This is a genomic window from Limisphaera sp. 4302-co (assembly GCF_049537155.1).
GTDB lineage: Bacteria > Verrucomicrobiota > Verrucomicrobiia > Limisphaerales > Limisphaeraceae > Limisphaera.
The window spans coordinates 28,325-41,900 of record NZ_JBMVQZ010000017.1; the positions used below are offsets into that span (position 1 = coordinate 28,325).

At 66.7% G+C, this 13,576-nt stretch carries 13 protein-coding genes; 9 read left to right on the forward strand and 4 right to left on the reverse strand.

The annotated features are described in order from the left end of the window. Positions 1–26 precede the first annotated feature (26 nt). Together argJ and ACPDIX_RS14000 are read left to right on the forward strand one after the other, a co-directional pair. Positions 27–1,340, forward strand: a complete 1,314-nt coding sequence (argJ, locus tag ACPDIX_RS13995; RefSeq protein ID WP_423432422.1) for a bifunctional glutamate N-acetyltransferase/amino-acid acetyltransferase ArgJ — start codon at positions 27–29, stop codon at positions 1,338–1,340. Between the two features lie 4 nt (positions 1,341–1,344). Then, positions 1,345–2,256: an SMP-30/gluconolactonase/LRE family protein gene (locus ACPDIX_RS14000; RefSeq protein ID WP_423432423.1), complete on the forward strand. Its 912-nt coding sequence runs from the start codon at positions 1,345–1,347 to the stop codon at positions 2,254–2,256. Between the two features lie 102 nt (positions 2,257–2,358). Here ACPDIX_RS14000 and rplS read toward each other — a convergent pair whose 3' ends face one another. The 4 genes from rplS to rpsP all read right to left on the reverse strand — a co-directional run bounded on the left by rplS (position 2,359) and on the right by rpsP (position 4,205). Continuing rightward, positions 2,359–2,799: a 50S ribosomal protein L19 gene (rplS, locus tag ACPDIX_RS14005; protein ID WP_423432424.1), complete on the reverse strand. Its 441-nt coding sequence runs from the start codon at positions 2,797–2,799 to the stop codon at positions 2,359–2,361. Between the two features lie 73 nt (positions 2,800–2,872). Continuing rightward, positions 2,873–3,643, reverse strand: a complete 771-nt coding sequence (gene trmD / locus ACPDIX_RS14010) for a tRNA (guanosine(37)-N1)-methyltransferase TrmD (protein ID WP_423432425.1) — start codon at positions 3,641–3,643, stop codon at positions 2,873–2,875. A gap of 31 nt (positions 3,644–3,674) precedes the next feature. Then, positions 3,675–3,923 carry a KH domain-containing protein gene (locus ACPDIX_RS14015; protein ID WP_423432426.1) on the reverse strand — a complete coding sequence of 83 codons (249 nt, stop codon included), beginning with the start codon at positions 3,921–3,923 and terminating at the stop codon, positions 3,675–3,677. Positions 3,924–3,932: 9 nt separating this feature from the next. After that, a complete protein-coding gene (gene rpsP, locus ACPDIX_RS14020; RefSeq protein ID WP_423432427.1) occupies positions 3,933–4,205 on the reverse strand; it encodes a 30S ribosomal protein S16 in 273 nt (90 codons plus the stop codon). 337 nt (positions 4,206–4,542) lie between these two features. Here rpsP and ACPDIX_RS14025 point away from each other — a divergent pair, with 337 nt between their 5' ends. From ACPDIX_RS14025 to ACPDIX_RS14055, 7 genes are all read left to right on the forward strand, one after another. Next, positions 4,543–5,268: a hypothetical protein gene (locus ACPDIX_RS14025; RefSeq protein ID WP_423432428.1), complete on the forward strand. Its 726-nt coding sequence runs from the start codon at positions 4,543–4,545 to the stop codon at positions 5,266–5,268. Further along, complete coding sequence (locus tag ACPDIX_RS14030) at positions 5,265–8,888, forward strand: LamG-like jellyroll fold domain-containing protein (protein WP_423432429.1); 3,624 nt, start codon at positions 5,265–5,267, stop codon at positions 8,886–8,888. Before ACPDIX_RS14025 ends, ACPDIX_RS14030 begins: the two co-directional genes overlap by 4 nt. 160 nt (positions 8,889–9,048) lie before the next feature. Beyond that, a complete protein-coding gene (locus tag ACPDIX_RS14035) occupies positions 9,049–9,495 on the forward strand; it encodes a DUF5069 domain-containing protein (RefSeq protein WP_423432430.1) in 447 nt (148 codons plus the stop codon). A gap of 25 nt (positions 9,496–9,520) precedes the next feature. Continuing rightward, entirely contained in the window at positions 9,521–9,973 is a 453-nt protein-coding gene (locus ACPDIX_RS14040) for a CoA-binding protein (RefSeq protein WP_423432431.1), read from the forward strand. Positions 9,974–10,109: 136 nt separating this feature from the next. Continuing rightward, positions 10,110–11,381, forward strand: a complete 1,272-nt coding sequence (locus ACPDIX_RS14045) for an efflux RND transporter periplasmic adaptor subunit (RefSeq protein WP_423432432.1) — start codon at positions 10,110–10,112, stop codon at positions 11,379–11,381. A 14-nt stretch (positions 11,382–11,395) separates the two neighbouring features. Next, positions 11,396–12,103 carry an ABC transporter ATP-binding protein gene (locus ACPDIX_RS14050; protein WP_423432433.1) on the forward strand — a complete coding sequence of 236 codons (708 nt, stop codon included), beginning with the start codon at positions 11,396–11,398 and terminating at the stop codon, positions 12,101–12,103. Next, entirely contained in the window at positions 12,100–13,557 is a 1,458-nt protein-coding gene (locus tag ACPDIX_RS14055; protein WP_423432434.1) for an ABC transporter permease, read from the forward strand. Before ACPDIX_RS14050 ends, ACPDIX_RS14055 begins: the two co-directional genes overlap by 4 nt. Positions 13,558–13,576 lie beyond the last annotated feature (19 nt).

Below are 13,576 nucleotides of genomic sequence, written 5' to 3' on the forward strand. Positions count from 1 at the left end.
GTCGAAACGCGAGGTTGGAGAGGCTCATGCGAGAGATCGAAGGTTCGGTGACGGCCCCGCTCGGCTTTCGGGCGGCCGGTGTGTTCTGCGACATCAAACGTCTGGGCACGGGGAAGGGGTCCGACCGCGGCCCCAAGCCGGACCTGGCACTGATCGTTTCCGATCGTCCTGCGGCCGTGGCGGGCATGTTCACGACCAACCAAGTGGTGGCGGCTCCGGTGAAGGTGTGCCGGGAGGTGGTCCGGCGCGGGGTGGCGCAGGCGGTGGTGGCCAATTCCGGCAACGCCAACGCGTGCACGGGCCGGCAGGGGCTGGCAGACGCGCGCGTCATGGCGGCGGAAACGGCGCGGGCGCTGGGGCTGGACCCGCGCGAGGTGCTGGTGGCCAGCACCGGCCGTATCGGCGTGCTGCTGCCCATGGAGAACGTGCGCAACGGCATCCGGGCGGCCGCGCAGGCGCTGGGCCGGGGTGGGGAATTTGCTTCGCAGGCGGCCCGGGCCATCATGACCAGCGACACCCGACCCAAAGAGGTGGCTTTCGAGTGGGAGTACAACGGCCGCGTTTACCGGCTGGGTGGGATCGCCAAGGGCGCGGGCATGATTCACCCGGGGATGAGCCCCACCGGGCGGCGGCCGGCCTCGTTGCCCCGGCACGCCACCATGCTGGCCTTTTTGACCACGGACGCGGCGGTGGATCGGCGGCCATTGCAGGAGGCGCTGACCGAGGCCGTTGCGTGCAGCTTCAACCGCATCACGGTGGACGGGGACATGAGCACCAACGACACCGTCCTGTTGTTGGCCAACGGAGCGGCCGGAAACGCGCCATGGTCGGCCCGCAGTCGTGCGTTTCATGCTTTTGAGAGGGTTCTGCAGGAGGCCTGCGCCAGGCTGGCCCGGATGATCGTGCAGGACGGTGAAGGGGTTCATCGCGTGGTGACCGTGCGGGTCTTCGGCGCGCGGAACGTGCGCGAGGCCGACGCCGCCGCCCGCGCGGTGGCCAACAGCGCCCTGGTGAAGACCAGCTGGCACGGCGGCGACCCCAACTGGGGCCGCATCATGGACGCCCTGGGTTACAGTGCGGCGCGTGTGGTGGAGGAAAAGGTGGACATCGGCTATGCCGCACCGGGTTCACGTGAGGTTCTGTGGTGCGTCCGCCGGGGACGCCCCACGGAGGTACCTTTTCAGGAACTGTGCCGTGCCGTGGCTCCGCCGGAGTTCGAGTTGCACATCCGGCTCAACCTGGGAAGGGCGGGCGCGGTGCTGTACGCGGCCGACTTGACCGAGGCCTACGTGGAGTTTAACAAGGGTGACGTGAACGATCCTGCCTCCCTGGGTGGTTGAGACCATGAGAACCGCTGTCTTTCTCCTCCTGATCGTGTGGGTGGCACCCTCACGGGCCCAAACGGCGTCGGACCTCGAGAGCGTGCTGGCACCGGGGGCCAAGGTTCGCAAGCTGGCGGACGGCTTCCGGTTTACCGAGGGGCCGACGGCCGACGCCGAGGGCAATGTCTATTTCACCGACCAACCCAATGACCGGATCCTCAAATGGGATGTGAAAGCGGGCCGGTTGACTACGTTCCTTCAACCGGCCGGCCGTGCCAACGGCATGTGCTTCGACCGGCAATGGCGGCTCATCGCCTGTGCGGACGAGACCAATGCACTGTGGAGGATTGACCCGGCCACCCGGCAGGTGGAGGTCCTGGCCTGGCAGTATGAAGGCCGACCTCTCAACGGTCCCAACGACGTGTGGGTGGCGCCCCATGGCGATCTCTACTTTACCGATCCCTACTACCAACGCCCTTGGTGGAAACACAAGGAACCGCCGCAGCCGGGGCAGCACGTTTACCGGTTGAGCGCCGACGGGCGTTCCCTCACCCGGGTGGCCGACGACCTCGAACAGCCCAACGGCATCATCGGCAGCGCGGACGGACGCACCCTTTATGTTGCGGACATCCGGGCCGGCAAGACTTACGCCTACGACATCCGGCCCGACGGGTCCCTGGCGAACAAACGCCTGTTCTGCAGCTCCGGTTCGGATGGCATGACGCTCGACGAGGCTGGCAATCTTTACCTGACGGGCCGTGGGGTGTTGGTGTTCGACCGCAACGGGCGGCATTTGGGGACGATCGAGGTCCCGGAGCGCTGGACGGCCAATGTATGTTTTGGCGGTCCGGATCGGAAGACCCTTTACATCACGGCAAGCGCCGGCCTGTACGCCGTGGCACTGCGGCATCGCGGGGCCAACCCGGCCAAGTAAACAAAAAGGGCCGGCAGGGCGGTGGAAGTGGACCCTGCCGGTGTGCGAGATTTTTGCGACGGCCTCCGCGCGAGGCCGTGAGGTCTGGGTGCCGTTCCAGTTTCAGGATGCGGCCGGCTTTTCCTCGGCAGCCGCCCCGGCCTGCGTCTTCGCCTTGGACTTTGCCGTGGACTTGCGCGGCTGTGTGGCCGGGGATTCCTTCTCGGGCACCAGCAGTGCGCTGCGGCCGATCCGTTTGCGCAGGTAGGTCAACTTGGCGCGGCGCACCTTGCCGCGTCGTTCGACCTCGATCTTCTCGATGCGTGGCGAATGAAGTGGAAAGACGCGTTCCACGCCCTCGCCGTAACTGATCCGGCGCACGGTGAAGGTCTCGTTGAGTCCGCGGCCGCGGCGGGCGATCACCACGCCGGTGAAGACCTGGATGCGTTCCTTGTCGCCTTCGACCACCCGGGTGTGGACCCGGACGGTGTCACCCACCGCAAAGTCCGGTTTGTCCTTCCGGAACTGTTCCGACTCGATCTTGTCCAACAATGCCTGGTTCATGGTCGTTCTCCTTCGTCCGTCCGCAAATCTGGGCTGGGAGACGGGCGGGGTGCCGGGTGGCCGGGGCCGTCTGTCATTCCGAGTCCGCCGCCTGCCCGGTTGTGGCCGGCCTGGGCGCGGATGGCGCCGTTTTCGAGCCTGCCGCTTCCCCGGGATGGTCCTGCAACCAGCGCGCCCACAGGTCCGGACGCCGTTCAGCGGTGCGGCGCCGGGCCTGTTCGGCCCGCCACTGGGCGATGGCGGCGTGATTGCCCGAAAGCAGCACTTCCGGCACCTTCATCCCGCGGAACTCGGCCGGCCGCGTGTACTGGGGGTACTCCAGCAACCCGCGGCTGAACGATTCGTCCGCGGCGCTCTCGTCGTCGCCCAGCACGCCGGGCAACAGCCGCGTCACCGCGTCAATGATCACCATGGCCGGAAGGGCCCCGTTGGTCAGGACGTAGTCGCCAATGGACAGTTCATCGTCCGCCAGGGCTTCGCGAACCCGCTCGTCCACGCCTTCGTAACTGCCGCAGATCAGCAGCAGCCGGGGGCGCCGGGCCAGCTCGCGGGCGATGGCCTGGTTGAAGAGCCGTCCCGCCGGTGACAGCAGGATGACCCACGGCGGATCACCCTCGGCCTTCAAGGTCTCCACAGCTTCAAAGATCGGTTCGGGCTTCAGCACCATGCCCGGTCCCCCGCCGAAGGGGCGATCGTCCACGGTGCGATGCCGGTCGTGGGTGAAGTCCCGCAGATTGTAGATCCGCAGGTCCAACTTCCCCGCCGCCCGGGCCCGTTTCAAAATGCTTTCGTCCATCGGGCCGGTGAACATCCCCGGGAAGAGCGTCAACACATCGATCCGCATGCGTTTCCCGGCCCGGGTGCCGGTTGCCCGGCTAACGTCCTTCGCTTCCCGCCTCGCTCACCTCCACCGCGCAATGCAGGCCGCGTTTGCCTCCGCCGGCCTGGACCAGCGACCGGATGGCGCTGATCGTCACGCCGCTCTTGCCGATCACCTTGCCCATGTCCGCCGGGTCGACCCGCACCTCGTACACGACGGTGTGGCCGCGGCGGATGGACCGGATCGAGACCGCTTCGGGTCGGGAGACCAGTCCCTTGATCACATAGTCCAAGAACGCTTCCATGGGCCGTTTTCAGGCTTGGGCGGCGGCCTGTGTGCCCGCGGCGGCCGTCCGGCGCAAACGACGGATGAAACTGGCCACCGTCTCGGTCGGCTGTGCCCCGCGGCTCAGCCAAAGGTCCACCTTCTGGAGATCCAGGGTCACGTTCTCCCCTTTCTGCAAGGGGTTGTACGTGCCGATCTCGTCGAGGCACTTGCCATCGCGCCGGCTGCGGCTGTCAGCCACCACGATGCGGTAAAAGGGCTTGTTTTTCGCCCCCACGCGCTTTAACCGGATCCTTACCATATTTGCAAACTCTCAAGGTCGTTGCGTGCGACCTGGCACTCCCAGGACTTCAAGGCCTTTCCGCAACTCAAGGGCCGCGCACCTTACCCCGGGACCGTGGCGCTGGCAAGCCTCCTTTTTGACTGTTCGACCGACCGGATCCGGCCGGTGCCGGGCGTGGTGTCACGGGCGGTGGGGCGGAGACCCGGAGGGAATCGGTCAGCCGCCATGGGCTGCGGACTTCACAAGGTGTCGTGCCGGCCCGCCCCTGCCCTCCCGGAAACCGGTCCGTTTGTCCAGACCACACCGGGTCGAAGCCGCCTTGCCGGCGTCCCCCTGATGAGGTAAGGGTGGCGGCGTGAGGACAAGGAGGTGGACGACGGGTTTCCTGGCGTTGGTGGCCGTTCTGGCAGGGGGCGTTTTGTGGTTGGACGGAACTTCGGGCCCGAATCCGGGGAGCGTCCCTCCCGGCAACGAGCGGCTCCTGACGCTGGCGGCGGGGCAGCCGGATCCTCAGGCGGCCCCGCCCGGATCTGCCGGCGGTCCTTCCCCGGCCTCCACGAATCCGGGCGCTCGACCCTTTCCGGCCGCGTTGGGGCGCGGCCGGTTTGCCTGGGCGGGGGTGGATGGACGCGACACGAACGTGCTGGCGCGTCTGGCGCGCCATCCGGCCGAGTACGAGCGGCTGCTGGAGGAGAACGGGAGGATCCTGCGCCGGCAGCTGGTGTACCTGGAGCCCACCACGGCCGTTCTGGCGCAGCGGGCGCTTGCCCGGGGTGAACCTTTGCGGAGTCTCACGTTGCCGGGCTTGGACGGCACTGAAGTGCCGGTCGAGGTGGATCGGTTGGAGTGGGACCCGGCTGGTGAAGGCGGTGCGGTCATCGGGCATGTGGCCGGGCAACCGGGGTCGTTGGTGACGGTGGCGTTTTATCGGGGCCGCGAGGCTTTCACGGTGTTGAGTCCGGACACGGGCATCTGTCTCCAGGGGCATCCTCGTGAACCGGGCCAGGTGTGGGTGACGAGTTTCGATCCGGAGACCTATCTACCGCTGCCGTGCGGCGAGCCGATCCGTACGAACCCATGAAAGGGCTTTGCAGACGTGGCTGGTCCGGCCGGGTGATGACGCTGGCGCTGCTGGCGTGGGCTGGCGGGATGGTGTGCGGTCGGGGTGCGGCCGAGGCGGACCTGCTGGTGGCCTACGATCAGAGTTATGCGGACAGCGTGGGTGGGGATGAGAATGCACGGGTGCTGATTGCCAACGCGGTTGCCGCCTCCAACGCGATCAACGACCGGAGCGGCACGGGTGCGCGGTTGCGGATCACCGGCTATCACAAAACGATCGGTCAGGCCGGGCGCTCGACCCTCGGCGGGTACGTTGGGTGGCTTTCGAATCCGGGGGACGGGAACCTGGACGACGTGACGGCGGTGGCGAACGCGCGTGGTGCGGACCTGGTGGCATTCATTTGCGCGCCGTCGGCGGGCGAAACCTCCGCTGCCGTGGCGCAGCAGCCGGGCCGCTACGCGGCCTATGCACCGGCCTACTTTTGGGCGGTGGTGGTGGCGCACGAAACCGGCGGTCACAACTACGGATGCGATCATCGTGGCGGCCGGGAGAGCCCCAAGACGGTCATGCTCCACAACTACTGCGGGGGCGGCGCGCAGCCGTACTATTCGAATCCGAACACGTGGTTGGACGGGGTGCGGTTGCAGGGGGAGGGAAGCTGTTTGGGGGCCGCCGTGGACAACGGGGACAATGCGTACCTGATCAGTTCCTCCGCACAGGCGGTGGCCGATCGGAACGCCCGCGTCGTCACGGCCCCGCAGTTGGGCCAGGTGGTGCAGTGGTGGCGGTTCGACGGCCGGACCGGTCCAGCCCCGGGCGGCACTCGAATCACCAATCAGGTGCCGGGCGGCGGCGAGGTCACGGTCATGGGGAACGGGGCGGTGTTCACCGGCTCGGGGCTGCGCCTGCCGGGTGGGTCGCCCACCAGCGGCGGAGCCTACTTGCAACTGCCGGCCGGGGCGTTGGCCGGGTTGAGCAACCTGACGCTCGAGATCTGGGCACGGCCGCTTTCCGCACAGAACTGGTCGCGGGTCTTCGATTTCCACAACGGCACGGCCCATTACGTGATGTTGTCGTTTGCCCGGGGGACGGACCTGAACGTGCAACGGTTCGAGTCAGTGGTCGGGGGCGTCCGGGTCACCCGCGACAGCGATCTGCCCACGGAGCCGGGCACGCTGTTTCATTACACGGTCACTTACGCCAGCACCGGACCGGGCTCGGGTCGCTGGACATGGTACCGCAACGGCGACGAGGTGGGCTCGTTGACGGTGAATTATCCCTTGAGCGCGTTGCAACCGGTGTATCTGTGGCTGGGCCGGTCCGCCTATGCCGCCGACGCGCTGGCCCAGTGCGAGTACGTGGAGGTGCGCATCAGCCGGGTGGCTCTGAACCGGGACCAGGTGCTGGCGCATCATGCGTTGGGGCCGGGGTTCGAGCCCTCCATGGTTTATCTGACGGCGGATGATCCGGCGGGGATGTCATCGTTCGATTCTCCGGGGCGCTGGAGCGACGGGCAGGCACCTTCGTTCACCCGAACCTACTCCACCCACCGGTTTCGGCTCCGTACGCCGGCTGATGCCATCTCGCGGTCGTTTGCCGGGCAACGACTGCGGTTGGACGGCGGCAGTCTGACCTGGAAGGGCACGGCCAGCAGCACCGTTCAGATTCGGGATCTGGTGCTGGCGGGCGATTGCGAGCTGCTGAACGCCGGGTCGGGCACCTGGACGCTGACGGGTGCGATCACGGTTGAGTCGCCAGCAGCCATGGTGCGGGCTGCCAACGGGCCGATCCAATTGAACGCCGATTTGAAAGGGGCCGGCACCCTTCTGCTGGTGGATCAGACGGTGACGCTGGGGGGCAACAACAGCGAATTCGCCGGGCGGGTGATCGTGGGGGATGGCCGGTTCGGCGGGTTGCGCATCGACAGCGAGTCGCGTCTGGGCGCGCAACCGCCCGTGTTCACAGCGGATCAACTGACGTTGAATCGCGGCGTGCTGTACAATGTGGTGGACCTGGTGTTGGACGATCCCACGCGGGGAATCCGCATCGGACCCAGCGGCGGGATTTTCAACGTGGCCCCGGGCACCACCCTGGCCGTGGACGTGCCGATCTCCAGTCCCCAGGCCGGCAACAGCCGGGTCACGGTGCCGCTCTACCCCAACCCGAGCTCCGGCATGCTGATCAAGGAAAACTCAGGCACGTTGATCCTGAGGCATCCGAACAACGCCCACGTGGGCGAGATCATCGTCCGAACCGGGATCCTGCGCGTGAGCGGCGCGGGTCGACTCAACAACGGGGACCAGGCGCATCCGATCCAGAATTCCGGCGTCTTGGTGTTCGAGAGTTCGTCCGACCAGACCATCAGCGGCGTGATCTCCGGTCCCGGGGCGCTCTTGAAGGCCGGCAGCGGCACCTTGCGCCTGACCGGGATCAACACCCTGACCGGCCAGGTCACGGTGAACGAGGGTGTCTTGTACGCGGATCCCGGGAACAGTCCGAACGGCGGGGCGTTCGGCACGGTCAGTCGCATCGTGGTCAACTCCGGGGGCACGCTACGGGCGGGTGTCAACGGGCTGTTCGGTTGGGACGGCACACGGGTGCGGCCGATCGTGGTGAACGCCGGCGGTGTGCTGACGATTGACGCGCCGGGCCACGACGTCAATGTGGGCGCGGTCACGCTCAATGGGGGTACCCTGGCCGGCGGACCAAGTCCGGGCTGGGGTTCTTGGAACTTTGGCCGGGCGGCACGGGCCAATCCGGGGTGGGGCCGGCTGGTCGTGACGGAGGACTCGCTGGTCACGGCGACGGGGCTGATGTTTCACAGCGGGGCCTACATTGACGTGGCTGCGGGGAAGACGCTCACCGTGACCGGGAGTCTGAGCGACGCCGCGAACGAGGGTGTCTGCTCGCTGATCCTGCGCGGAGGGAACGGGACGCTGATCCTGGCGGGCATCCAGTCTTACACGGGTCCCACCGCCCTGAGCAACGGGACGCTGCTGGTGCACGGGTCCATCGGACCCGGACCGGTCACGGTGGCCTCGGGCGCTGCACTGGGCGGGCTGGGGACGGTACATGGGCCGGTCACGGTGCTGGCGGGCGGTGCGCTGGGTCCGGGAGGCGGCGTGGGGCGGCTGACCATCAGCAACGACCTGACCCTCCAGCCCGGCAGCTTGTTGTGGATGGAACTGGACAAGGCCGCGGGCACCAACGACCAGTTGCGAGTGACGGGGACCCTCCGGAGAGGTGGGATCCTGATCGTGACCAACCGTTCGGGCAATCTGACGGTCGGGGACCGGTTCCTCCTGTGGGAGGCCGGGGCGGTGACGGCCCAATGGGACGAGGTTCGGCTTCCGACCTTGCCTGATGGGCTGGAGTGGAAGCTGGACGAGGTGACAGGGACGCTGACGGTGGAGTCTGCACCATCGGCGGAGCCGGTCAGCCTGGATTTCGGGTGGTCGGGCGGGGCGCTGCTGTTGTCGTGGCCGGAGGATCACCTCGGCTGGCGCCTGGAGGCCAAGACCAACGCTCCGTTGTTGGGGACGCCCTGGCATCCTGTGCCGGATTCCGAAAGGACCAACCGCGTGCTGTTCCGGTTCGATCCCCGGGTGACGAACGCGTTCTTCCGGTTGATGCGACCCTGAGTGGCGGGCTGCTGGACCGCCGGCCCGGGATGGGCTAAACGTGAGGTGCGACCGCGGGCGGCCGTCTCCCCTCGACGAGCCGGCGGTCGAACGAACCGGCAACGTCCAAAACCAAGAGGCGCGGGCGGGAGGGGGCGCCGCGCCGCAAACCATCTCGGACATGAACTGGCAGGCTCCTGATTTGCGGGTACATCCGCCGCGCAGTCCTCGCGTGCGATTGGGCGGCTATGTCATCCTGGCGCGCATGCTGGACAAGGGACGCGCCCTGTTGGCAGGGACCAATGGCGAGTACAACTACAACTGCCCGCTGGACCAGCAGTTTCTCAGCTTCACGGGTCTCGACGCCGAGGCGTTGAAAGCGGAGCTGGCGGCCGGCAGGAGCGATGGCGAGATCCTGGCCTGGGTCCAGGCCCATGCGCGGCCGCACTCCCTGCCGGAGATCCTGGCCTGGTCGGCCTGGCAGGAACAACGAGTGCCCGACAATCCCGACAGCCGGGCGTTTTTCAACGAGCTCCATCGCAAACTCGCGCCGCATCGCACCGACATCGTCACCTGGTTCGATCTGCTCGATCTGGACGATTACGTCAGTTTCGGCGGCCGGCCGTGACCGGAACCCTCTTCTGATCCGTGCCATGGACCAGGGTTGTGAACTTCCGCGGTTTCAGCTTCCCCCGGAGGAGATCCGCGAACTGTTGGCTGCCAGCCGTCGGATCGCGGTGGTGGGGTTGTCGGACAAGCCGGATCGCGACAGCCACCGGGTGGCCGAGTATCTCCTCCAGCAGGGTTACGAGGTCATTCCGGTGAATCCGAACGTACGGGAGGTGCTGGGGCGGCCGGCATTTGCCGATCTGCGTGACGTGCCGGGGCCGGTGGACATCGTGGACATCTTCCGCCGGCCGGACGCGGTGCCGGCGATCGTGGACGCCGCCATTGCCCGGGGCGACCGGGCCATCTGGATGCAGGAAGGGATCGTACACAACGAAGCCGCCGAAAAGGCCCGGGCCGCCGGGTTGAAAGTGGTGATGAACCGCTGCCTCATGAAGGAACACCGGCAGTGGCGGGCCGGTTCGGGCCGTTGCGATTGAAGAGCTTGAACAAACGAACGGCCGGATCCGTCCAAAGGATCGCGGCGGACCCGCGTCGGAGCATGAGGCTGCAGAGCCCTTTCCCTTTGCGAGGCTGGCGGGAAGGGCATAGGTTTTGACGCACGGAGATGAAGGGATGAAGTACATCTGGACACTTCTGTTGATCGCTGGTCTGGGCGCCGGTGGGTATTACATCTGGCGGCAGCAGGGCAATGTAGGATCGGCGGCCGGGCAAATCCGGCGGCCCACGACGGCGATGGTCATCCAGACCAACATCAGCTTTGCCGTCAACGCCGCCGGGGAGATCACGCCGGCCGAGCAGGTCTCGGTACGCCCGGAGATCAACGGGCGGATCGAGCTGCTGCCGGTGGACATTGGCGACTTTGTGAAGAAGGGCGAGCTGTTGTTCAAGCTGGACGACAGCGAGCTGCAACGCCAGCGCGCTTCGGCGGTCACGGCGGTGGAGCGTGCGCGGGTGGAGCTGGAGAAGGCCGAGCGTGATCTGCGCCGGGCCGAGCAGCTTTTGAAGGAGCGGTTGATTTCGCAGGAACTGTACGACGACACCCGCACGGCGTACGAGCTGGCGAAAAACTCGCTGGAACGGGCCGAGAGCGAGCTGGCGGTCGTGCAGGAGCGCCTGACCAAGACCGAGGTTCGTGCGCCGTTCGATTGCACGGTCCTGACGCGGCCGGTCTCGGTGGGTCAGGCCGTTTCGGGTTCCGGTGGCGTCAGTGGTGGGACGGAGGTGCTGACCATCGCCGATCTCAGCTCGCTGGTGATCAATGCGCACGTGAACCAGGCGGACGTGCCGCGGCTGCACGTGGGGCAGAAGGTGGAGGTCACGGTGGAGGCCGTGCCCGGTCTGGTGGTGACGGGCATCGTGGAGCGGATCGCCCCGCAGGCCACCATTCGCAACAACATCAAGGGATTTGCGACGCGCATCCTGCTGCGGAACGTGGATCCGCGCATCCGTCCCGGGATGCCCGCCAACATCCGGATCCCGGTGGCCTCCGCTTCAAACGTCACCGCGGTGCCGCTGCCGGCCGTGTTCACGGAGCGGAATCCCGAGACCGGACGCTACGAGCGGTTCGTCTTCGTGAAGCTACCCGACGGTTCGGTCGAAAAGCGGGAGGTCAAGGTTGGGGTGTCGGATTTTTTTTACGCGGAGATTCAGCAGGGGCTCTCCCCGGGTGAGGTGGTGATGCTGGAGATGCCGGCGGAAGAATTGGAGCGTCGGATGAGATTGTTGGCCGGGCCGGGTGCGCAGGGCCAGGGCGGGCCGCCCGGGGTTCGTGGCGGGGGAGGCCGGCCGCCCGGAGGCGGGCCACCCGCGGGTGGTGCCCGGCCTGCCGGCGGCGGCGGAGGCGCGGGCCGGCCGGCCGGCGGGGCAGCGCGGCAGAGCGGCTAGAGAAAGGACGAGCCATGGCGTTGGTCGAGCTCCGCAACGTGACGAAGATCTATCACCTGGGTGGTGAGGAGATTCGCGCCCTGGACAACGTGTCGCTGGACATCGAGGAGGGGGAGTTCATTTCCGTCATTGGCCCGTCCGGGAGTGGCAAGTCCACGCTCATGCACATTCTCGGTTGCTTGGACACGCCGACCAGCGGGACGGTGAAACTGGACGGGATCATGATTCAGAACGCCTCCGCGCGCCAGCTGGCTGCGATTCGGAACCAGAAGATCGGTTTTGTCTTCCAGTTTTTCAACCTGCTACCCAAGTTGAACGTGCTGCAGAATGTGGAGCTGCCCATGATTTACAGCGGCGTGCCGGCGCGCGAACGCCACCGGCGCGCCATGGCTGCGCTGGAGGCGGTGGGCATGGCCAACCGTGCCAAACACCGGCCGAGCCAGTTGTCGGGCGGCCAACAGCAACGGGCGGCGATCGCCCGTGCGCTGGTGAACAATCCGCGGATCATCTTTGCGGACGAGCCGACCGGCAACCTCGACACGCACACGGGCGAGACCATCCTGCAGTTGTTCCGGAGCCTCAACGCCGAGGGGCGCACCATCGTACTGGTGACGCACGATCCTGAAATTGCGTCGGTGACCCCGCGCCGGATCGAGATCCGGGACGGCAGGATCGCGCCCAAACCGGACCTGCGCCTGGCAGGACTGCATACCGAGTCATGACGGTGGATCGGACAGACCCGCACGTGCTGGAGCACCGGTCGTGGGTGGGCCGGTTGGTCCCCACGTTGCATGCCGGTCTGCGGGAGATCTGGGCGCACAAGTTTCGTTCCCTCCTGACCATGCTGGGGATCGTGCTCGGGGTCTCCAGCCTGGTGGCCATGTCCGCCCTGGTCACGGGCATGGAACGGGGGGCGCGCGAGGCCCTGATTGCCATCGGTGGATTGGCCCGGGTCCGGATCGAGCCGGCCGAGTTGCCGGTGGACCAACAACACCTGGCCGACCAGGCGGTGGGGATCACCCTGAATGACGTGGAGGCACTCGAGCGCAGCGCGCCGCTGGTGAGGCTGTTGTCGCCGGAGATGCGGATTCCGGCCACGGTCTCCGCCAACGGCAAGACGTTCCGTCCGTGGATGTGTGTGGGGGTGCGGCCGGCCGCACTGGAGATGATGGAACACCGCATCGCCCACGGGCGGATGTTCAACGAGCTGGACGACGAGCTGGCCCGGAACGTCTGCGTGATTGGCACGGCCACGCGGGACGAACTGTGGGGTTCACCGGAGGAGACCGGCCGGGAGATCATTCCCATCGGTGAGACGCTCTACATCAACGGGGTGCCGTTCGTCATCATCGGGATGTTCGAGCACTACGAGAGCGAACAGGAACGGCGCGAACGCGAGCTGCAGCGCCAGCAACAGGCCCGGCAGGCGCAGGTGCAGGTGGGCCCGCAGCGCGACCGGGGTCGGGTCCGGCGTCCCGGCGGATTTGCTTTTCGCCTGAAGAACTCGACCATTTTCATCCCGCTCAACACGGTCTGGATGCGGTTTCGCACCATGGTGGTCACTTCCGGGTTCGGTCCGCGATGGTTTCGGGATCCAAGCCTGTTGAACACGCGTCCGGACCCGGTGTTGTCGGGTCTGGAGGTCAAGGTGGTGTCGGTGGATCTTCTGCCGGAGGCCCTTCAGCAGATTCGGAATGTACTGATGTTGACGCATCGGGGGATCGAGGATTTTCAATTCCGGACCCAGGAGGAATGGGCCGAGCAGATTGACACCTTCGTGCGGAACGCCCGGTTGAGCGGCGGTTTGATTGCCGGGATCAGCCTGCTGGTGGGGGGTATCGGCATCATGAACATCATGCTGGCCAGCATTTCGGAGCGGGTCCGGGAGATCGGGATCCGGAAATCGGTGGGCGCGTCGGACGGCGACATTTTCGTGCAGATCCTGGTGGAATCGGTGGTGATCTCGGTGTTGGGCGGGCTGTTGGGGATGGTGGCGGCGCTGGGCCTGGTGCATTTGGTGGCGCAGTTGTCGCCGACGGGCAACGAACCGGTGATCACGCCGCTGGCGTTGGGCGTGGCGTTTGCGTTCAGCGTGGCGGTGGGGATCGTGGCCGGGATTTATCCGGCCGTCAAAGCGGCCCGGCTCAATCCGATCGAGGCCCTGCGATATGAATAGGCGCCTGTGGAACCACCCG